This is a genomic window from Deltaproteobacteria bacterium, assembly GCA_018668695.1.
GTDB lineage: Bacteria > Myxococcota > XYA12-FULL-58-9 > XYA12-FULL-58-9 > JABJBS01 > JABJBS01.
Window position 1 is genome coordinate 18,773 of the sequence record JABJBS010000364.1, and the last position, 19,275, is coordinate 38,047.

General features: G+C 50.2%; 22 protein-coding genes and 1 tRNA gene. 10 read left to right on the top strand and 13 right to left on the bottom strand.

Features of this window, described 5'->3' with window-relative positions; all coding sequences use genetic code 11:
• Positions 1-9 precede the first annotated feature (9 nt).
• From HOK28_21020 to HOK28_21045, 6 genes are all read right to left on the bottom strand, one after another.
• A complete protein-coding gene (locus tag HOK28_21020; protein MBT6435590.1) occupies positions 10-1,470 on the bottom strand; it encodes a serine/threonine protein kinase in 1,461 nt (486 codons plus the stop codon).
• Between the two features lie 16 nt (positions 1,471-1,486).
• Positions 1,487-1,777 carry a septum formation initiator family protein gene (locus tag HOK28_21025; protein MBT6435591.1) on the bottom strand — a complete coding sequence of 97 codons (291 nt, stop codon included), beginning with the start codon at positions 1,775-1,777 and terminating at the stop codon, positions 1,487-1,489.
• A gap of 45 nt (positions 1,778-1,822) precedes the next feature.
• On the bottom strand, positions 1,823-2,233 hold the full coding sequence (locus tag HOK28_21030) for a biopolymer transporter ExbD (GenBank protein ID MBT6435592.1): 411 nt from the start codon (positions 2,231-2,233) through the stop codon (positions 1,823-1,825).
• Positions 2,230-2,835, bottom strand: coding sequence for a MotA/TolQ/ExbB proton channel family protein (locus tag HOK28_21035; protein ID MBT6435593.1), 606 nt, complete (start codon positions 2,833-2,835; stop codon positions 2,230-2,232). The genes HOK28_21030 and HOK28_21035 overlap by 4 nt, the downstream gene beginning before the upstream one ends.
• Positions 2,836-2,848: 13 nt before the next feature.
• Positions 2,849-3,067 (bottom strand): hypothetical protein, encoded by a 219-nt coding sequence (locus tag HOK28_21040; protein MBT6435594.1) that lies wholly within the window; start codon positions 3,065-3,067, stop codon positions 2,849-2,851.
• A 949-nt stretch (positions 3,068-4,016) separates the two neighbouring features.
• Complete coding sequence (locus HOK28_21045; protein ID MBT6435595.1) at positions 4,017-4,502, bottom strand: tRNA (cytidine(34)-2'-O)-methyltransferase; 486 nt, start codon at positions 4,500-4,502, stop codon at positions 4,017-4,019.
• A 230-nt stretch (positions 4,503-4,732) separates the two neighbouring features.
• On the opposite strand from HOK28_21045, the gene HOK28_21050 reads away from it, so the two are divergent.
• Genes HOK28_21050 through HOK28_21060 form a run of 3 tightly spaced genes read left to right on the top strand, consistent with a single transcriptional unit; the run spans position 4,733 to position 6,407 of the window.
• Positions 4,733-5,356: a c-type cytochrome gene (locus HOK28_21050; protein ID MBT6435596.1), complete on the top strand. Its 624-nt coding sequence runs from the start codon at positions 4,733-4,735 to the stop codon at positions 5,354-5,356.
• 2 nt (positions 5,357-5,358) lie between these two features.
• Complete coding sequence (locus HOK28_21055) at positions 5,359-5,889, top strand: rhodanese-like domain-containing protein (GenBank protein MBT6435597.1); 531 nt, start codon at positions 5,359-5,361, stop codon at positions 5,887-5,889.
• Positions 5,889-6,407 carry a hypothetical protein gene (locus HOK28_21060; protein MBT6435598.1) on the top strand — a complete coding sequence of 173 codons (519 nt, stop codon included), beginning with the start codon at positions 5,889-5,891 and terminating at the stop codon, positions 6,405-6,407. Before HOK28_21055 ends, HOK28_21060 begins: the two co-directional genes overlap by 1 nt.
• A gap of 10 nt (positions 6,408-6,417) precedes the next feature.
• On the opposite strand, the gene HOK28_21065 is transcribed toward HOK28_21060, so the two are convergent.
• Complete coding sequence (locus HOK28_21065) at positions 6,418-7,224, bottom strand: redoxin domain-containing protein (protein ID MBT6435599.1); 807 nt, start codon at positions 7,222-7,224, stop codon at positions 6,418-6,420.
• A gap of 316 nt (positions 7,225-7,540) precedes the next feature.
• Here HOK28_21065 and HOK28_21070 point away from each other — a divergent pair, with 316 nt between their 5' ends.
• From HOK28_21070 to HOK28_21085, 4 genes are all read left to right on the top strand, one after another.
• Entirely contained in the window at positions 7,541-8,155 is a 615-nt protein-coding gene (locus HOK28_21070) for an acyltransferase (GenBank protein MBT6435600.1), read from the top strand.
• Between the two features lie 203 nt (positions 8,156-8,358).
• Entirely contained in the window at positions 8,359-9,879 is a 1,521-nt protein-coding gene (locus HOK28_21075; protein ID MBT6435601.1) for an aldehyde dehydrogenase family protein, read from the top strand.
• Positions 9,879-11,066 (top strand): phosphoglycerate kinase, encoded by a 1,188-nt coding sequence (locus HOK28_21080; protein ID MBT6435602.1) that lies wholly within the window; start codon positions 9,879-9,881, stop codon positions 11,064-11,066. Before HOK28_21075 ends, HOK28_21080 begins: the two co-directional genes overlap by 1 nt.
• 23 nt (positions 11,067-11,089) lie before the next feature.
• Positions 11,090-11,842 carry a triose-phosphate isomerase gene (locus HOK28_21085; protein ID MBT6435603.1) on the top strand — a complete coding sequence of 251 codons (753 nt, stop codon included), beginning with the start codon at positions 11,090-11,092 and terminating at the stop codon, positions 11,840-11,842.
• A gap of 78 nt (positions 11,843-11,920) precedes the next feature.
• Here the strand turns inward: HOK28_21085 and secG are convergent, their stop codons facing one another.
• Both secG and HOK28_21095 read right to left on the bottom strand, forming a co-directional pair.
• Positions 11,921-12,343, bottom strand: coding sequence for a preprotein translocase subunit SecG (gene secG / locus HOK28_21090; protein ID MBT6435604.1), 423 nt, complete (start codon positions 12,341-12,343; stop codon positions 11,921-11,923).
• A 96-nt stretch (positions 12,344-12,439) separates the two neighbouring features.
• Positions 12,440-12,526: transfer RNA gene (locus tag HOK28_21095), tRNA-Leu, on the bottom strand.
• 167 nt (positions 12,527-12,693) lie between these two features.
• On the opposite strand from HOK28_21095, the gene HOK28_21100 reads away from it, so the two are divergent.
• From HOK28_21100 to HOK28_21110, 3 genes are all read left to right on the top strand, one after another.
• The gene (locus HOK28_21100) at positions 12,694-14,028 is read left to right on the top strand and encodes a diguanylate cyclase (GenBank protein MBT6435605.1); all 1,335 of its coding nucleotides are present in this window, start codon (positions 12,694-12,696) and stop codon (positions 14,026-14,028) included.
• 56 nt (positions 14,029-14,084) lie between these two features.
• Entirely contained in the window at positions 14,085-15,032 is a 948-nt protein-coding gene (locus tag HOK28_21105; GenBank protein ID MBT6435606.1) for a phosphate/phosphite/phosphonate ABC transporter substrate-binding protein, read from the top strand.
• A 68-nt stretch (positions 15,033-15,100) separates the two neighbouring features.
• On the top strand, positions 15,101-15,388 hold the full coding sequence (locus HOK28_21110) for a YfhL family 4Fe-4S dicluster ferredoxin (protein MBT6435607.1): 288 nt from the start codon (positions 15,101-15,103) through the stop codon (positions 15,386-15,388).
• Between the two features lie 62 nt (positions 15,389-15,450).
• Here HOK28_21110 and HOK28_21115 read toward each other — a convergent pair whose 3' ends face one another.
• From HOK28_21115 to HOK28_21130, 4 genes are read right to left on the bottom strand one after another with little or no spacing between them, the layout of a single operon-like run.
• Complete coding sequence (locus HOK28_21115) at positions 15,451-16,095, bottom strand: hypothetical protein (protein ID MBT6435608.1); 645 nt, start codon at positions 16,093-16,095, stop codon at positions 15,451-15,453.
• On the bottom strand, positions 16,025-16,747 hold the full coding sequence (locus HOK28_21120) for a YkgJ family cysteine cluster protein (protein MBT6435609.1): 723 nt from the start codon (positions 16,745-16,747) through the stop codon (positions 16,025-16,027). The genes HOK28_21115 and HOK28_21120 overlap by 71 nt, the downstream gene beginning before the upstream one ends.
• Positions 16,744-17,481, bottom strand: a complete 738-nt coding sequence (locus tag HOK28_21125; GenBank protein ID MBT6435610.1) for a hypothetical protein — start codon at positions 17,479-17,481, stop codon at positions 16,744-16,746. Before HOK28_21125 ends, HOK28_21120 begins: the two co-directional genes overlap by 4 nt.
• 7 nt (positions 17,482-17,488) lie before the next feature.
• A complete protein-coding gene (locus tag HOK28_21130) occupies positions 17,489-19,264 on the bottom strand; it encodes a GAF domain-containing sensor histidine kinase (protein MBT6435611.1) in 1,776 nt (591 codons plus the stop codon).
• Between the last annotated feature and the right edge of the window lie 11 nt (positions 19,265-19,275).

A 19,275-nucleotide genomic window follows, 5' to 3' on the forward strand; every position in this document is an offset into this window, starting at 1 on the left:
GGGTTGGCTTTAGGGCCGAAGGTCTACGGACTTCTTCTTCCAATTTAATAGTATGCGCGTGGTGACCTGATCTTTGATGGTGAGTTTTGCCTTCAAACTGCCATGCTTCTCATGCTGGAATTCGAGAGTCGCATCTCCAACGGGAACTGGAAATTGCCCCTTGGTACGAATGCTGCCTTGGGCTGAGCCGTTGATAAACACATAGGTCACGCCGGTTGTTTCGACATCGAGGAGCCCTTGCAAAATAACCCGAGCGGATTCAGGCTCAGGAGGCGCCGGTGCCACCCAGTCTTTTGCGAGCCAAATCCCAGCAACCATTCCCAAGGCGATTAAAATCGATAAGCCCAAGCCTTGTTTGAATTGGCCATGGCGTTCAAATGATTCTTCGGGAGAAGCTTGAAGCTCGGTTTGCCGCATCAAAGCTTCCATGCCCGTGATAGCTTGGCCTTGCGGGTTTCCCGGATCGAGTATGTTTAAGCGACCTCGCAGTGAGTCTGCGCGAATGCCGTCGCCTTCTCGGACTGCTTGCCTGATTTGTAAGAGAATCTGGCCGATGCGTCTTTCTCTATCGTCTTGCCTAAAGGCTGTGGGATTATTGGCATATTGGATAAAGATATCAGCAATATCATTCGCCCCACTGTCGTAGAGAATATCACGTAGCTGCTCGTGCACGGCGTCCATGGAGACAGGTCGCATATTGGCGGCAAATGATAAACAGAGCTGAATGAGCTTGGTGAATCTTTCGGATAGTTCCGGTCGCAAGTCGGAGAGAGGGGTGGGCCGGGTTTCGCGCATATTCTTGATCAGCATGTAGGGGCTGTTGCCCTCGTAGGGAACTTTTCCGCATGCGAGAAAATATAAGAGCGCGCCACAGGCAAAAATGTCAGTTTGCGGGTAAAGCGTTTTTTGTTCCAGCTGCTCCGGTGCCATGAAACCAGGCGTACCAATGACCTCTGTGATTCGACTAACGTCTTCACCTAAAGCTGAGTTTTCAGCGATGGCTTTGGCGATACCGAAATCGGCCAACACCAAACGACCGCTGTCTAAAAATACATTTTCCGGCTTTAAGTCGCGGTGAATGATCCCTTGGTTATGTGCGTGGGAGAGAGCGGCCGCCAGCTCCAAACCAATGGCAGCGAGGAGCGTCTCGGGCATGTCACCCCATTCGCGGGCCAGCTGCCCAAGGTGCGGACCATCGATGACTTCCATAACTAGAAAAAGCTGAGACTCTACCGAGCCGCCGTGATCGAGTAGTTTGACGATGTTGGGATGCTCAAGGCTGGCCATAGCCTTGGTCTCACGCTCGAAACGATTCCGATGTTGGGGATCTCGGGCGTATTCCTCATCGAGAACTTTGATGGCCACTTGTCGATTGAATTTTGGGTCATCTGCGAGATAGACGCGCCCACTGGCGCCTCTTCCGAGACCGCTTTTGATAATGTATCGGCTGATGGTTGGGTGTTGACTCACGATGGTTCAGCCAGATTCAGGGGTTCATCTCGAGGATGACTTCATTGGGCCGGACGAAACCAGCTTTGTCTCGAACCAGGCGTTCTTGCACATCGGGTCTTTCTCGGATGGCTTGAATGCGCTCGCGCAATTTCTCGACTTCTTTTTGAGCTGCGTCATTTTCAAAATTTCGGGTAGCAACTTCTTGTTTGAGAGATTCTCTCTTTTCCCAGCCTTCAGAAATGAAAACGGTGTACACGACCGCACTGAAACTTAAGACAACAAGGAGGCCTAAGCCTATTAGATGACGACGCTGCATGAAGGGCATCGTAAAGCTCCGATCTGTGAAATGCAAGTTTGCCCGGTGATTGGCTTAAGGTGCTGCTTGAGTGGCGATTCCAAGCTTTAGAAACCCTGCGGCTCGAGCAGCATCCATGGCTTCCACCACGGCCCCATGGTCGGTTTCTTCGTCAGCTTGAATAACGATTTGCCGGTTGGGGGTTTCATTAAATATTGTTTCGAGCGCCGCTTGGAGTGCTCCCACATCCATCTCTTCACCGCCGTAAACCAGTTGCCCTGTTTCAGTAACAGTCACAACAACGCTTTGTGCTTCGGTGGTGTCCGCTGAGCTTTTGGCCTTGGGAAGAGTCACATCAATTCCCGGGCTTTGGACAAAGGTAGAGGTAATGAGAAAGAAAATGAGCAATATAAATACGATATCAACCAAGGGTGTAAGGTTGATGTCCGTAAGCCCACGTCTTTTACTTCGGGTTGAGAAATTCATTCTCGAGAAGCCACCATATCGATGAGATTCAGTGAGCGTTCTTCCATTTCAAGCAATAGGCCATCCACGCGTCCAAGTAGGTATTTGTAAAAAATAAAGGAAGGGATGGCTACGGTCAGCCCGATGGCTGTGGTGATAAGAGCTTGCCAGATGCCGCTGGCAAATACCGACGGGTCACCAAGGCCCGCAGCTTCGACTTCTCGAAACACGCCCATCATACCGGTAACAGTTCCAAGCAATCCCATGAGAGGAGAGATGGCCGCACAGGTGCCGAGTACCTCAACAAATTTTTCGAGTTGGGCACCTTCGTGTTTACCGACCTCTTCGACGGCTTCTTTAACCACGGGCCGTTGGCGTCGGGCATTTCGAAGCGCGGCGGCCATGATGTTGGCCATGGGGCTTTGGCTTTCCTCGCACAAAAGCAGTGCATCGGAGATCCGGTCTTCCCGGATCATGGTTTGAATGCGATCAATGAATTGGTCTGGGATCACCCTTGAGCGTTTCAGAGTCCAGAGACGTTCTAAAAAAACGCTCAGTGCTACCAATGAACAAATCCCAATTGGGATGACGATGGGGCCACCTTTTAAGAGGATGTCGTACATAATTTTTCCTGAGTTACTCTTTCTTGCGAGCTCGGATTTGTGTGAGGTCTGGGTTCGCATCACTAACACGTTCGCAGGAGCCTGGGCCAGTGGCGTTACTTGAGCCGCTTGGACAAGTGGCGCAGGTACCCGTGCAAGCTGCCTGACGGCGCTTTATCAAATTTCGCACGATGACCACAGTGGATCCGATAAGGATAGCTGTAGCCAATGTGAGCTGAAGGACTTCGTTCATCACATGACTGATTGAAGGTTAAGATCGAGTTCGTCAACTACATAGATAAAAAACTGTTGACAATGAGAATGATTCTCATTATTAACTTCTTGTGTCGTCAAACACATTTGTTTCTCCTAGATGAGCCACATTTTAAGAAACACTGGACGACTAGACGAATTTTGGACTCCCAGGAGTGAAGTGAGCCCCACTCTTGGAATTTGACCATTTATTTCGTTTGCACCGTTTCTGCTGAGTGAGCCCGGCGGAAACGGTGCTTTTTTTTTGTTATCATTTAGATGTCCTGGCCCTGCAATCGTCTCTGATTCTAAGTTCCTAATATCGGACAATTATCTCGAGCCCTAGCGAATTGACATCTTCCTAATTTGTGAAAAAGAGGGAGTTCTCTTACATGTGGGTATTTGTCAGATTCCCTCTGACCCCCCATTTAAAAGCCTCTGCGCGTACTTTTGAAAGTTATTTACTGTTGACACTTTTTGTCCGGGAGGTTTAGAATTTTTAGGTGAGCAACGAGTCGCAACCGCATGCGACGCAACCGAGGAAGAGAAGAAGCTCCAAAAACAAAGAAGTCGTGTCGGTAGCGGTCCTTGGTGGAGGGCGATTGGTTACGACGACAAGTTCTTGAACGAAGAGAGTTTCAATTGGATATGGAAGCACTGGCAGGCGTGGCGCTCAGAGTTATTCGCAACCGACCTTGTTAAGATGGAGAAGAGTGAGAGGTCGGAGAAGGTGATGGGGATCACCGGATTTTATTGGGGGGTGAGCATAAGCTGCACCTACGATTCACGGTTTCTAGAGGTATTGTACCGAGGAGTTTGAACAAGCAGGCACACTTCAGAACGCTGAAAGCAGGTAAGGTATCCGAGGAATCGGGCTATCTCGTTAGAGATTTTCTCCTAGGTGAAAGATGGGAGATGGCATTAGGCCCAACGAATTCCTTTGCAGATATTCAGGCCGGATTCGGACCCTGCACCACTGTGCCTTGAAGCTGACGCAGCGCCTCGTAAGTCGCAATTCCAGCTGATGTCGCTAAGTTGAGCGACCGGAGGAAAGATTGATACCGAGGTATGGTGACGCGCTGTTCGTCACCTACCTCATCGTGAAGCCATTGCGGCGCTCCTGCCGTTTCCTTACCAAACAACAATCCGTCACCATCTTCATACTCAATGTCCCAGTGCGCCTTTTCGGCGTGCGTCGTAAAGAGCCAGAGCCGCTTAGGTCCAGCATCACTTGCTTTAAACGCTTCCCAACTCTCATGTTCATGCACATCGAGATGCTGCCAATAATCCATTCCTGCACGGCGTAATCGCTTTTCGGTGATCTCAAAACCTAAAGGGTGAATGAGATGCAGCCGCGTATCGGTAAATGCACATAACCTACCAATATTGCCGGTGTTTTGAGGAATGTCGGGTTGGAATAAAACAATATGAAGCATGGGGCGCCTAGTTTGATCGATTTTCAAGTTTGCCAGTTCTCCTATGATTCAAGTAGGAGTAACTCGCAATACAATAGCGACGCTGGGCGTCTGAAACTCAATGGGAATGAAATGATTTCATTATTTATGAACAATCGCAGCTCTAGGTGTTGCCTAACGATGGGATTGTTTGGAAATAAGTGTCCTAGATACACTTCCCAACGCGTGCGGTGTTTAACGAAGGGCTCTTGATGAAAACCGTTTGGACCACAGTGTTTTTGGCGCTTTGGATATGCGCCTGTGAACCAGCCGAAGTAACCCGAGGCCGAGAGCATTACGAGAACTTGTGTGCCCTGTGTCATGGAGACGAAGGGGAAGGTTATGTTTCACCCAAAGCCAATGCTTTGACCAATCAAGACTTTATCGCCACAGCCTCGGATGAGTTCTTGAAAGTAGCCATTGAGCAGGGTCGTCCCGAAACGAAGATGGGAGCCTACGGCGTTGATTGGCTAGGACCCCTAGATGCTGAAGGCGTTTCAGACCTCATAGCTTTTCTGCGTTCGTACCAAGAAGTGGATATCGAGATCGACGCGGACTGGACGGCAAGCGATGACGGAGCAGAACTTGCGCCTGGTTTAGAGCTTTATGCAAGTCAGTGCGCATTTTGTCATGGCGCAACGGGCGAGGGTGATGTGGCACTGAGTTTGAATAATCGAACTTTTCTCAGCAGTGTAAGCGATGACTTCTTACGGTATGCTATCGCACGAGGGCGCCGAGGCACAGCGATGGGCGCCTATGACGGCTCATTGAGTGCCAAAGAGATTGCAGATCTAGTACTTGCTATTCGGTCCTTTGCTGAGACAACTGGAGAATAATAATGAAGCAGTTTTTAAGTTATGCGGTCGCCATTTCAGTTCTAAGCCTTGTGGGTTGTGGTGAAGAAACCTCGGAAGCATCGGCCGATTGCCCCGAGGTGGTTTATGTGGGTGATGGAGACGAACCAAGTTCTTTCCACACCGGCGGTCAGCTCTTGGGAATCGATGTGATTTACCCGGCATACGCATCGGGCGATAAATTTATCATCATCGATGCGCGTCCTCCATTGGATCACAATCTGCACAGCATCAAGAACTCGATTTCGCTGCCTTATTATGATGTTGAAAAATGCGTCGATGCTCTCCCGAAAGATGTCTGGTACATTACCTACTGCGCTTGTCCCCACAATGAATCTCAATATGCTGCAGATGTGCTTGAAGAAAACGGTTTTAGCAAAGTTAAAGTACTCGACGAAGGCTACATAGAATGGCGTAACCGCGGTTACCCAACGACGGATAACCCTGATGGTATCCTGGAAGAAGAGACTCCTGGGCCAGCCGACGACCCAAGCGACGACTCGTCTGAGGACTGATGAGTTTCATCCGTTTACGCCTCATTGTCATCAGCTCTTTATTGTCCTTGTGCAGCTGTGCATCCCCGGAGCCGGGTCTGGAAGTTGAGATTTCGTGTGACCTAAGAGACGCCGGGCGCTTGGCTGCATTGCAATTTGAAATCGAAGATATCCAGGTTCAGCCAGCCGGTTACGAAGTCACGGCTGACCATCAAGTTACGCCAGAATGGATTGGTCTCGGCCTTGTGGTGGAGTCCTTTGATGCAGTGATGGTACAAAATGAGCCTTTGATGATAGCCCGGGCAAGTTTACCCGCTGGGCAATACGACAGGATCTTTTTAAGACCCCGTCAGCTTATGGGTACCGGTCCCGATGGCGACGAGATTCCAATCCAAAACGTGATGGAACCCACGGTTATCTCTTTTGATATGGAGGAAGGTGACTACCGTCGTCTGCGGTTAGAATTAATCGTTTTGGAGAGTCTGGATGGAGAGGCGCAGCTCTCGATTTTTGCAAAGACTGTTTCGTTATTGAACTAGTCGTGGCTCTTTACTCGCCGGCCTCGTCTGCAGGATTCACTCCGGTAAGAACCCAGAGCAGGGCGCTTTTAAGATTGCTGTAACCATTCGTGGTGGAGAGCCGAGTGCTGATATCGCCGCCCGCAGGTAAGTAGAGTGCTAAAGCGCCGTCTTCATCGTAGATATAAAAATCGTCTTTATTACCACCATGCATTGCCCAAACCGCATCCTCTGGGGTGTCTTGAAACAATGGATAAGTGCAGCGAAAAATAGCGTTACCAAGTTCATCGAAAATTTGGTTTCCTTCATCATCGTGTTCGAAGAGCATCCAATTTCGATATTCTTGGTCGGCTGCGTTGTCTTTGTTCACCGTTACAAATTGAACTTCGAAACCCGCGGCCTGGAGCTCTTTCCACATGGTATTCATATGCAGGGCTTGGTTTCGGCAGTATGCGCACCAGGCTGCATGAAGGCTTACCAGGGTGACGGTTCCGGAAAACATTTCTAAACCGTAAAAATTACCAAACTCAGGACTCATCGGTTGAAAATCCAAAAGGCTCCATTCGGGTACCGTGGCCCCTGGGCATGTTGGGCCCGGCTCGCATGGTACACCTATTTTTGTAAAGTCGATGGGCTCGGCGGGAACACTTTCCTCGTCTTCTAAATCAACCGCTGGATCGACGGGTTGAAGGTCGCTCGGTTCATCTCCCGAATCCTCTTGGGGAGTCGATTCCGATGTGTCACCGGGCGCTTTAACTTGGTCGGTATCGTTGCCGGCTGAGAGACACCCGCTCAGGCATAAATGGGCGATGACAAGAATCGAGAGCAGGTTCTTCATGGGTTTCTCCGAAAGCTTTGCGCAACATAATCTTTTGCGCGGTCTTCGGCCAGGGCGAGTAGATTTTCTCTCGTGTTAAGTTGCAGTGGTGACGCGGTGCAGCAAGTTTGCTTGATTCGAGGGAGGAAGTACGCGTTTGGGGATCATTGGAGCCCTCGGCGTCTACTTTGACAAAACCGTGATATTGCTGACTTGACCTCAGGGTACCCACCGCCGAGATACTATGAGAGGAGCTGTTCAATCATTTTGGGCACTTGCACTCGAGTTAGAGTGACCATTGGTAACGGTGGTACGCAATATTACGTAAGGTCAGCTGATGTTAGGTTTGATGAAAAAGGGCGTTGCCCATTTGGTATTCGGGGCGGCCGGTTGGTCCTTTAAGGGCGAAGCGCCGACGGCTCCAAAAACCGTGTTCATTGCAGCTCCCCACACAAGTAACTGGGATTTCGTTTTACTCGTTCTTTGTGCGTGGCACTTCGACCTTCATCTTCAGTGGCTTGGTAAAGATACGATATTCAAGAAGCCGTTTGGTGGTTTTATGAGAGCTCTGGGTGGCGTGCCGGTTGACCGCAGCAGCAGCCACAACTTGGTTGACCAGCTCAAAGCTGAGTATGCCAACTCCGAGCATATGCACCTTGCGATTCCACCAGCGGGAACACGCGGTTACCGGGACTATTGGAAAAGCGGTTTTTACCATGTTGCGGTTGGAGCAGATGTTCCTTTGGTCTTTGGTTTTCTTGATTACACGCGCAAAGAAGGTGGTATCGGCGGAGTCATCGATCTTACCGGCGATGTTAAAGTCGATATGGACGAAGTTCGAAAATTCTACGAACAGACCGGCGCCCGTTTCCCGAAAAGAAAGTCACGTATTCGTCTGCGAGCTGAAGATGAAGTGACCGAAGAAGTTCAGCAGCGCGCCGCAGGTATGTAACTTGATGCACTGACTCAGTGCGATATCCACTCTAAAGCAATTCATCGTTTAGATCGGCCCATCCATTGAGGCTGCTCCTTGACGCATAGCGTCCTTTTTTCCCGTCCACACATGCTTGACCTTAAGAGTTTGTAAGTGCATGAACGCACCGATTTGAGGATGGAAGTAGCACCACCTATTTGAACGCGGATGGAGATAAAATCATGCGGGATTTTTTGACTGAACTTGGAATCGAAGAAAACAACAGCGGTGTCATTTGTGGCGATTTGGTTAGCGCAAATGGAGCAATCATTGAAAGCCGTACACCGGTTGATGGCAGCCTGATCGCTAAGGTTCAAATGGCGACTGTAGAAGACTACGACCAAGTCGTTGGTAAAACGACGAAGGCATTCGAAAGCTGGCGTATGGTGCCTGCTCCAAAGCGTGGCGAAGTTATTCGCCAAATGGGAATGCTCCTACGCGACAAGAAAGCAGCTCTCGGTAAATTGGTAGCGCTTGAGTCGAGCAAGATTGTCGCTGAAGGTGAAGGCGAAGTTCAAGAAATGATCGATATCGCCGATTATGCCGTGGGCTTGTCTCGTCAGCTTTACGGACTCGACATCAAGAGCGAGCGTCCTTTGCACCGACTCGTTGAGCAGTGGCATCCACTTGGTTCCATGGGCATCATCAGCGCCTTCAACTTCCCGGTAGCAGTCTGGGCTTGGAATGCATACCTCGCAGCGGTTTGCGGAGATACGATGGTATGGAAACCATCTGAGAAGACTCCGCTTTGCGCAATTGCTTGCCAGAAGATTGCAGAGCAGGTTCTCGGCGACAACGGTTTCGAAGGTGTCATGGGACTTACAGTTGCAACGGCCGATCCGGTCGGTGAGCGTATGATTCAGGACAAGCGTCTTCCACTGATTTCAGCAACCGGTTCTACCCGAATGGGACGACGCGTGGGCGCCGTGGTTGCAGAGCGTTTTGGAAAGTCTATTCTGGAGCTGGGCGGCAACAATGCATTGGTTGTTATGGACGATGCGAATATGGACCTAGCTTTGGGTGGTGTTCTATTTGGCGCCGTGGGAACCGCAGGTCAGCGTTGTACGACGACCCGCCGTCTGCTTTTACAAAAAGATATTGCTGATAGCTTCATGGAGCGTTTGCTCAAGGCATATAAGCAAGTTCGTATTGGTAGCCCACTGGACTCAAACACGATGATGGGACCCCTTATCGATACAGATGCTGTGGACCAAATGATGACCTCACTCAAGCATGCTACGGAGCAGGGCGGTGAGATTTTACTCGGCGGCGAGAAGCTTGAAGGTGAAGCGTACCCTGGTGGCTGCTATGTAACCCCGGCGGTTGTTAAAGCGCACCCAGGTATGGACGTTGTGAAGAATGAGACCTTTGCTCCGATTCTTTACGTGATGACATTTGATACGCTTCAAGATGCGATCGACATTCAAAACGGTGTTGAGCAAGGTCTTTCAAGCGCTATTTTCACCGAGTCTATGCGAAATGCTGAAACCTTTGTTTCAGCAATGGGATCTGACTGCGGGATTGCAAATGTGAACGTTGGTACCAGTGGCGCTGAAATTGGCGGAGCATTTGGTGGCGAAAAAGAAACAGGGGGCGGGCGTGAGTCGGGCTCTGATTCTTGGAAAGCCTATATGCGCCGACAAACCCAAACCATTAATTACTCCACAGAGCTGCCGTTGGCGCAGGGAATTGAGTTCGGATAATGCAACTTCAAAAAATGACAGATCTGGATTTGGGTGGACGCACGGTTTTTATGCGTCTGGACCTAAATGCGCCGGTTAGGGATGGGGTCGTCACCAGCGATGCTCGTTTACGAGCAGCACTCCCGAGCATCGAGCATGCGCTTGAGCAAGGGGCACAGCTGGCGTTGGCATCCCATTTTGGCCGTCCTAAGGGTAAGCCGAACCCGGATTTTAGCCTCTTACCTGTAGGTTCTCGTTTGAGTGAACTCTTAGGTGTGGATGTCATTTTAGCCGATGATTGCACGGGTGAAGGAGTGCAGGGGTTACTTAAAGAGAAGCGCGCCAAAGGTGTGTTGCTTTTAGAGAACCTGCGCTTCAACCCAGGTGAGACCAAGAACGATGCAAACTTTGCTCGCGATTTAGCGCGACCCTTTGATATTTATATCAATGATGCGTTTGGTGCCTCGCACCGTTCACATGCGTCGATTGTGGGCATGGCACGCCATGTTGAAAAAGCAGCTGCAGGTCTACTTCTAGAAAAAGAAGTGAGCGCACTCTCCAAGCTGGTCAACGGTGCTGCAAAACCATTTGTGGCGGTTGTAGGCGGCGCGAAGGTCAGCGACAAGCTTGGCGTTCTCAATGCACTGCTGAAGAAAGCCGATGTTTTATGCATCGGTGGTGCGATGGCTTACACGTTCTTGAAAGCGCGCGACATCAAAGTAGGTGCTTCGCGAGTTGAAGAAGATAAGATACGGGTAGCTACCGAAGTGATGGAGCGTGCTCGTCACCATGGTGTTGAAGTTCTCTTACCGGTTGATCATATTGCTGCATCAGATTTTTCTGAAGCTGCAAAGCCGCGTATTTTGGCCGATGACCACATCGCCGATGACTTGATGGGGTTGGATATCGGCCCGATGACACGAGAGCGTTACGCGGAGAAAGTTCGCAACGCAGGCTCTCTCTTTTGGAATGGTCCAATGGGCGTTTTCGAGTGGGATGCTTACGCAAAGGGCACAATGGCCATCGCTGACGCCGCTGCAAAATGCGCGGGTTACACGGTTGTTGGCGGGGGTGATTCCGTTGCTGCCGTTGAAAAGAGCGGCAAAGCCGACAAAATGAGTCATATCTCTACCGGTGGCGGTGCCAGTTTAGAGTTTCTTGAGAATGGAACATTACCCGGTCTTGATGTACTCTCAACCAATTCTTAAACTTGGTTGATGGGAGCATACCTATGCGTCGCTATGTGATTGCCGGTAACTGGAAAATGAATAAAACGGTTGCCGAGGCAACTGAAACCGCGGCTGAACTTCGTAGACTTGTCGCTCAATTTCGGGACTGCGATATTATTATCGCTCCCACGTACACGGCCATCTGGCCAGTTGCTCAAAAGCTGTCTGAATCCAATGTCTCGGTTTGTGCCCAAGAGGTATATTTTGAGAAGTCCGGTGCGTTTACCGGAGCCATCAGTGCAGAGATGGTTCAAGAAGCAGGATGCAAGTACGCATTGATTGGACACTCGGAGCGCCGACAAATTTTCGGTGAGACTTTAGAGACTTCTCGAAAAAGAATGCAGGCAGCTTTCGACGCAGGCTTAACGCCGATTCTGTGTATTGGTGAAACGTTGGAAGAGCGTGAAGCTGGACGTACGCTACAGGTTGTCGGAGAGCAGCTTGATGCCGCGATCGAGGGATTCGAACTCACAACGCTTGAAAATATGATTATTGCTTATGAGCCTGTTTGGGCTATCGGCACAGGCAAGGTGGCAACTCCTCAAGAGGCACAGGATGTTCACGCAGGAATTCGTGAAAGACTTCGCTACGTGGGTCAGGATTTAGCAACCGGTATGCGCCTGCTCTATGGCGGGAGCGTTAAGCCGGGCAATGCTAAAGAGCTAATGTCTCAAGAAGATATTGATGGTGTTCTCGTTGGAGGAGCCAGTCTTCAGGCTGAGTCATTTGCTGGAATCGTTAAGGCTCGGTCTTAAATAAAGCGCAAAAAAAAAGCTTCCTGTATTTCTACAGGAAGCCTTTAATTCTTCGAGTTGTAACCTAAGCTACTTCGTTTATTCGGCAGGCGCTTCCGCTGGTTTAGCCGGTGCTGCATCTACTGGAACTGCTTCAGCTGCCGGAGCTGCTGCCGCTGTATCTGCCTCAGCTGGTGCTGCCTCAGTTGGAGCTGCATCTGCTGGCGCTGCTTCAGCTGCCGGAGCTGCTGCTGCAGGTGCTTCTTTCTGAAGGGCATCTTTGACGACTGATCGGTTATCAGAGCCCATCATGGATAACGTCAAAGACGTACACATGAAAACAATCGCTGCAAACGTTGTAAACTTGCTCAAGAATGTTCCTGCACCACGTCCACCAAAGACCTGAGCACTTGCTCCGCCTAGGGCTGCTCCCATACCGCCGCCTTTACCAGACTGCAGAAGAATAGAGAGAATGAGAACAATGGATACAAAAATATGAATGACTGTAAGAAAGATTTCCATAGCGTCCGCCGTTTAGCGCTTGAGTTAAAGCCAAGCGCGGGCTGGGTCTTTTCGTTAAGCTTGGAGGCTTTGTGAAATGACCTTAGAAGTCTGAAGTGGTGCGGCGGAGAGGACTCGAACCTCCACGGTATTGCTACCGCCAGCCCCTCAAGCTGGTGCGTCTACCAATTCCGCCACCGCCGCACGAGGAAGCGTGGATTACCAGCCCTAGATATTTCTGTCAACGTACTGGCGCACGGCTTGATACAAAGATGATCTGTGAAAGCTCCCTACGGGGGCTAGAATTGGTTATGATGGAGCAGTAGCATCTATGTATTCGCTAAGATCCTGTTTTTTATAAGGGAATTTCCTTGAAGCTTCGCGGTAAAATAGGTTTAGCCATCACCGGTTTTATTCTTACGACTCTTTTGGTCGGCGGTTTTTTTCGATTTGAGGCCGAAAGAGAGATTTATCGCTCCCAAATGGTTCAGCGTGGCATCGCTCTTTTGAGATCTTTGGCGATCCCATGCAGCATTGCGATGGCCAATCATGACAGTTCTCGGCTCGACGATTATCTCGCAGGGTTTGTCGAAAGCGGTCGCGAGATGGATATCGTTTATCTCACGATTCTCGATCCACAGCGCAGGGTTCTTTCTGATACGCGAGCTGGGTTTTTCCAGAAGGTTCTAGACGACGAATTTATGAAAAAGGCAGCTTCAACAACGGGAGCAAGTTTTAGAACGACGGTCCTGGATAATCAGGAGGCGATTGAGGTGGCGGTGCCGGTTGTCAGCGGCTTGCGTTGGGGGACACTGGTGGCCGGCTTTCGCCTGGATCGATTGGAACAGGAACTTGCTCAGAGGAAAGTGCGGTTTACTTTAGCGGCCAGTGTTATCGCGCTTTTGGCGGGGTTGGTTGGTTTTTGGGTTTTGTCGAAGCTGGTCGTCACGCCGGTGGTGCGGATGCGCAATATGGCAGAGCGCTTTGGGCTTGGAGACCACGACGCCCGGGTGAACCACAATGAGCGCTGGGATGAGCTTGGTGAGCTTGGCCGTCAGCTCAACCATATGGCCGATGAGATCCAGAATTATACCCACGGTCTGGAGACTTTGGTTGAAGAGCGTACTCAGGAGCTTGCCGAGTCCAATCTCATGCTTCGACAAGCGAATACTGCGCTCGAATCGTTGGCTCGCACCGATGAACTCACAGGTTTATGCAACCGTCGCCATTTCATGAGCCAGCTTGAACTTGAAGTAGCAAGAGGCCGCAGAACCGTGCATCGCTTCACTTTGATCATGTTAGATTTGGACCATTTTAAGCACTATAACGATTCCAATGGGCACCCGATGGGGGATTCGTTGCTTAAAGTTTTCTCTCAGCTCCTGCAGCAAACGCTGCGGCAAACGGACTTGATTGGTCGTTATGGCGGGGAAGAGTTTATCATCATGCTCCTCGATACGTCGCCTGATGAAGGCTTGCGCGCTGCCGAAAAGCTTCGATTGGCGATTAACGATGCTTCTTTTCCAGCGGGTAAAAATCAGCCAGGTGGTCAGGTTACGGCGAGCTTTGGGGTTTCATTTTTCCCGTCCCATGCTCAAACCGAGCACGAGCTTATCGAGTGCGCTGATAGGGCCCTCTATTTATCCAAGGAAAAGGGTCGCAACTGTGTTTCAACTTGGAGTGATTTAGCGCAGACGCGCTCCTAGTGACTTAAAGTACAGCAATGTTGAAATAATTAGTTCATCTGGTTGGTTCCCTACCCATGGATGCGTATAACCGGGGCATGCAGCTTAATAGGTGGCCTTCATATATTGGTTTAATGACAGGGCTGTTTTGTTTGGGCTGTGTATCGCAGCCTGAGGAGAAACCGGCTTCACCGCCAGTTGTAGAGCCTGCTCAACCCGCCCGAACAGATTTTCTCAATCCAGATAAAATCATTTTCGCTTCGACTCCTTATCTGGGTGAGGGGTTCTTAAAAGATGAATTCCAACCACTTGTCGATTATTTAGCCGAGAAGTTGGGGCGACCGTGTGAACTGCGCAGCGTGGCGTCGTATGAAAAGATGATCGAGCTGATTGGTACACAAGAGGTTCATTTGGGAGTATTGTCTCCCTTGAGTTATGTTCGGGCGAAGAAGGCCGAACCCGACCTACACTTATTGGCCAGTCAAGTCGCCAATGGAGCCACGACCTATTCGGCATATATTGTTAGTCGTAATGATATCGGAATCGAGAGCCTTATTGATCTTAAGGGCAAACGCTTTGGGTTTGTAGATAAGCTCTCGACCAGCGGTTATCTCTACCCGATGGCCGAAATGAGGAGCTTGAAGATTGTACCCGACAAGTTTTTCTCAGAGATTCTCTATGCAGGGGACCATGAGAAACTGATCGAGTGGGTCTTGGCGGGTAAGGTGGACGCTGGTGCGACATCCTCGTCAGCTTTCAACATCATGAAAGATCAGGCCCCCGGTAATGAGAAATTGTCCATTATCGCTAAGATGGGCCGAATTCCCTATGATGCAGTGGTCGCTAATGCCCGATTGGAGCCAAGTTTGGTGGCCAAGGCACGTGAGGCAATATTAGGTCTCAATACTCAAGACGAACTGGGCCGGCAAGTTTTACGTGGACCAACGAATATTAATGGTTTTGTACCTGCTTCAGATAACCTATACACGGATGTCAGACGTGCGCTGACATCGTTTGAACAATAACATCTGCTTACTTGCAGGTACTAAAAACGCATGCTCTAGTTTATTCTGGCATTGAAAGGGATTACACAATGGCAACTATAATTACGGAAGAATGTATCAATTGTGGCGCTTGCGAGCCGGAATGCCCGAATGAGGCTATTACCGAGGGTGATGACACTTATGTTATTAATCCTCAGAAGTGTACAGAGTGCGTCGGTCACTTTGAAGAAGAGCAATGTGCGGCGGTTTGCCCAGTTGATTGCTGTGTCCCAGATCCGAACATCGTTGAAGCTGAAATTGTTCTGATTGGTCGGGCCAAAGAGCTTCATCCAACGAAGACCTTCGCGGAAGACTTCCCATCGCGATTTCAAAATTAGGACTCAGTTTTAAACACTGATTGAAGATAACGCCCAGAATTGGCGCCCCGCTGGAAACTTTTTCAGTAGGGAATCCCATAGCTCCAAAACAAACTGCCCGTCGTTTTTTGATTATCCAGAAGGTCGTTAAGAACTTTTCCGCCGGGACGTGTTCGCTCTTTGTGACGAACCGTATCGAAGGTGATTCTTCGCGGCCCCCCTGAGAAGCGACCGAGAGCGTGAACAGTTCCATCTGAGTCGACCGACTCCACCAATGCTACCTGAGTAGGAAATGGGTTCGACTCACTCGGTTCCGGGCCCAGGAAGACCAAATCGCCCGGTTTGGGGGCTTGCTTGAAAAGTGATCCTCGAGACAACGCGGATTGGTAGAGCATCGCCATTCCATGCATTTCTTCGTCCTCAAAGCTGTGTGGGTTGATTAAGTCGAGTCCCGCTTCCCACCAAGCTGCCCTTACAAAGCCTACAGGATCGGGTTCGAAGATAAGGCCACGGGCTTGAGGTTTCCGAGTCAAAAGCGTTTGAGCTGCTTTGACGGCGATAGAACGCTGCGCTTCTCGGGACACGTTCGAGCCGGTTACTCGCAAGGGCGCATCTTTGGGTATCACCCGGTGAAGCAAGGGCGGCATAAAAGGCGTGTTACAGCCCTGGCTCAGGAGGCTTAAGAGTATCAGTGGAAGAAGGCGACGCATGATTATTGTTGTAGCCATCTGGATCGACATCGCAAGATTTTGGCTCGACCGATGTCCCACCCATGGGGTCAACCAAATGAAAATCGTCGTGCGCACTCGGTCCGGGCTCCATACGCGTGGGGTGATGAACCATCACGTTTGCATTGAGAATAGGAAGACTTTTTCTCTTCTGCATGTTGGCCACGATTCTTGGCGCTACAGTATAGGTGCAGTCAGGGAGAAGTCCGGGAACGCTGTAATATGGGACGACGGGGTAGTTTCGACAGATCAAGGGCCGAAACCGATAGATGCCGCAACGGCCATCGTCTTGAAGGTGTCCGCAGGTAAAAATAACTTCATCGTTGGGCCCGCGGTGGGTCGGGGTAAATCGGTGAGCAAATCGGTGGTAGGCCAAGTAAATCGAGAGCAACCGGGTTTGTTTGATGAACTTGGGAGGATCTCCGACGATATGTTCACAGCAGGCACCGCAGCGCATGCAGTCCCCTTGTAAAACGAACTCAGGTTGGACGATGGCATGAATGATTTTCAGAGCAAGTAATTCAAGATTTATAAATAGCCAGGCCATACATCGATAAAGGCGAAGCGTTACTGGAAAGCCCATGACGGTATCCAGGACGAAGAGCCCTAAGCTGGCCCAGAGAATAGTCTCTACCGTGGTGACTAGGTTCATGTTTGGGCGGGTCGACGCAATAGAATCAGGTAGGCACCTTGGCCACCAAGTCTGCCTGGGGCAGTGACCAGAGCTAGAACGTGTGCATTCAATGGCGCGGTGGTGAGCCAGGTAGGCAATGCTTCTTTGAGCACGCCATGTCCGTCAGGAGTATTATGTCCTCGACCAGTTACAACTTTAAGGCAACGATGCCCATCGCGTCTTACCGCAAGGAGTGTACGCCGAACGTGTTGGTGGGCCTCTTGGCGAGTCATGCCATGTAAATCGATGCTCTTATTGGGCGGTATTTCACCTTTTTGGAGGCGTTTGGTCATTTCCTTTGAAACCCCGGGCGCACGTGCGGTGTAAACCTGGTCTTCATCCACCTCAATGGCCCAGGACTGGTCCTGACCGATCAAAGATGCAAGTTCAGCCATCGCGAGGTTATCTTCGAGCTGGGCAACTTCCAATGGAGTGGGTCCTGCCACTTTGGGTTTATCGTGCTTTACTTTACGCACTTGCCCCATACTTTTTAGAAAGAAAGCAGCTTCCATGGGATCGATGCCTGGAGGGGCTGAGGATGTATCCACTGATTCAAGGTCGGGCAGCGGTGCGGCAACGGCTTTCTTGGCAGGCTTCTCTTTTACTTTTGTTTTCTCTGGCAGCTTCAGTGCGCCGAATGGGTTGTTAAAGCTGTCCTGTTTTTGAGCAGGCGCTGATTGCTTTTGATTCTTTTTTTTCTTTTTCCGAGCCATTGAACACTTATGGCCCGATGCCGCCGGGGGCGTCAACGGTTTCCGCTCTCGGAAGGTCGATCTTAAAGACAGTACCGTCCGACGATGTTTCGACTTGAATATCTCCGTAGTGGTCGTCAACGAATCGTTTAACGATAGAGAGTCCAAGCCCTGTCCCGTCGCCATCTTTGCGGTTGTTGACGGGTTGGAAGAGATTTTCTTTAACCTCGGTGGGCAGGCCTGGCCCTGTATCTGTTACGCAAGCATTGAACGCGCCATCGATGCTTTGAAGGTCAATGACAACGGATCCACCACGCCTTTGTGCATCTACGGCATTCTTCCCAAGGTTGAGTAGGATACGTTTTACTTTTGCGATATCGGCGGAAATAACGTCTCGGCTTGAATTGATGGTGAGACTAATCTGACGTTGGCTACACAAGGGCTCAAGGAACTCTCGTATTTGAGTCGCCAAGTTTTCAAGTTCCACCAATGAAGTCTTCAGAGTGAAGTCACCACGTGAGTAGGAGAGTACGTCATTGACCATGGCGGTCATCTCTTTGATATTCCGGACTATATTCTCACTGAAGAAAAGACGTTCTTCCTCTTCTTCTTCGCTGACGAGAATCTGAGCGTAACCACTTACCGCGGTCATTGGATTACGAAGGTCGTGGGCCACTCCGGCAAGCATACGCCCTACAGAAGCCAATCGGTCAGTTTCGGCTCGTTCGGTACGGCCTCTTAAGGTAGCGATGGACCGAGAGACTTGGCTTGCAATCAGCGTGAGCAATTTATCGGTTGATTCGCTGTTTTCATCGTCATCACCACCGGCGTTGATGACAACCAGGTTGCCGATGGGCGTTGAGTCGTGAGTAAGCCCTGCGATACCGACATTCTTAACTTCATCCGGTACGTACTTCTCAAGAAATTCGATTTCAGTAAGCTCGGATTTTAAGTAAAGCTGATACGGCTTATCTCGCGCAATCTCTTTGAACTTTTCATTCTTGATTTGGAGTGTGTTTTTCTGAGCCTGTTCCTGCCCACCCTCATCGTTTTGTAAATAATACAATGTCTGAAAATGAGAACCATGCAGAATGAGCATCGCGGATTGGCAGCTCACACGTTTACTGCTCCAATGCAGGACACTTTTCATCAATGAGTCGAGGTTGGTAGCTTGAGCTGCATCTTGTTCGAGTTCATAAAGAAGGTCGAGTTCTGCGCTTCTGCGTTCAGCTTTAGACTGTGCAATGGCGAGTTCTTCGTTTTTATCCAAGATTTGCTGGGCCAATGTAGCATTCTCGACCGCGTGCCCAACTTGCCCAGCAATGGTATCCAGCAGCGCCATATCGTCGCTATCGAATGAGCCGCCTCTCTTGTTGTTAAGAACTTGCAGCACGCCCAGCAGTTTACCGCTGCGGCTGGTCAGCGGAACGCAGGCCACTTCGCGAGTGCGGTAACCACTTTCTCGGTCGAAGGCTTGATTAAACCGCTCATCTTCGTATGCGTCGGGAATGTTGACCCGTTCGCCGGTTTGAGCAACCCACCCGGCAATGCCTTGTCCCAGTGGGAGGCGGATAACCAGCGTGTCGGCTCCTTGCAATACTTGTGACCACAGCTCTTGAGCGGAAGAATCGAATAGCAGAAGACTGGACCGGTCTGCTTCCATGAGAATAGAAACTTGGGGAATGATGCTTTTAAAAACGGAGTCTAAACCAATACTACTGGCGAGCAGTTCACCCACTCTTCGCACGGCAGATAGCTGTCGCTCAAGAACATGAATTTGAGCTTCGAATCTGTCGTTTTGCATCCAATCTCCCC

Coding starts and splice junctions, on each gene's coding strand:
- HOK28_21025 (MBT6435591.1), bottom strand. CDS start 1,777: ATGCCCTTCATGCAGCGTCGTCATCTAATAGGCTTAGGCCTCCTTGTT.
- HOK28_21050 (MBT6435596.1), top strand. CDS start 4,733: ATGAAAACCGTTTGGACCACAGTGTTTTTGGCGCTTTGGATATGCGCC.
- HOK28_21070 (MBT6435600.1), top strand. CDS start 7,541: ATGTTAGGTTTGATGAAAAAGGGCGTTGCCCATTTGGTATTCGGGGCG.
- HOK28_21085 (MBT6435603.1), top strand. CDS start 11,090: ATGCGTCGCTATGTGATTGCCGGTAACTGGAAAATGAATAAAACGGTT.
- HOK28_21120 (MBT6435609.1), bottom strand. CDS start 16,747: ATGAACCTAGTCACCACGGTAGAGACTATTCTCTGGGCCAGCTTAGGG.
- HOK28_21045 (MBT6435595.1), bottom strand. CDS start 4,502: ATGCTTCATATTGTTTTATTCCAACCCGACATTCCTCAAAACACCGGC.
- HOK28_21115 (MBT6435608.1), bottom strand. CDS start 16,095: ATGGCTACAACAATAATCATGCGTCGCCTTCTTCCACTGATACTCTTA.
- HOK28_21040 (MBT6435594.1), bottom strand. CDS start 3,067: ATGAACGAAGTCCTTCAGCTCACATTGGCTACAGCTATCCTTATCGGA.
- HOK28_21080 (MBT6435602.1), top strand. CDS start 9,879: ATGCAACTTCAAAAAATGACAGATCTGGATTTGGGTGGACGCACGGTT.
- HOK28_21055 (MBT6435597.1), top strand. CDS start 5,359: ATGAAGCAGTTTTTAAGTTATGCGGTCGCCATTTCAGTTCTAAGCCTT.
- HOK28_21105 (MBT6435606.1), top strand. CDS start 14,085: ATGGATGCGTATAACCGGGGCATGCAGCTTAATAGGTGGCCTTCATAT.
- HOK28_21060 (MBT6435598.1), top strand. CDS start 5,889: ATGAGTTTCATCCGTTTACGCCTCATTGTCATCAGCTCTTTATTGTCC.
- secG (MBT6435604.1), bottom strand. CDS start 12,343: ATGGAAATCTTTCTTACAGTCATTCATATTTTTGTATCCATTGTTCTC.
- HOK28_21030 (MBT6435592.1), bottom strand. CDS start 2,233: ATGAATTTCTCAACCCGAAGTAAAAGACGTGGGCTTACGGACATCAAC.
- HOK28_21035 (MBT6435593.1), bottom strand. CDS start 2,835: ATGTACGACATCCTCTTAAAAGGTGGCCCCATCGTCATCCCAATTGGG.
- HOK28_21075 (MBT6435601.1), top strand. CDS start 8,359: ATGCGGGATTTTTTGACTGAACTTGGAATCGAAGAAAACAACAGCGGT.
- HOK28_21130 (MBT6435611.1), bottom strand. CDS start 19,264: ATGCAAAACGACAGATTCGAAGCTCAAATTCATGTTCTTGAGCGACAG.
- HOK28_21110 (MBT6435607.1), top strand. CDS start 15,101: ATGGCAACTATAATTACGGAAGAATGTATCAATTGTGGCGCTTGCGAG.
- HOK28_21065 (MBT6435599.1), bottom strand. CDS start 7,224: ATGAAGAACCTGCTCTCGATTCTTGTCATCGCCCATTTATGCCTGAGC.
- HOK28_21125 (MBT6435610.1), bottom strand. CDS start 17,481: ATGGCTCGGAAAAAGAAAAAAAAGAATCAAAAGCAATCAGCGCCTGCT.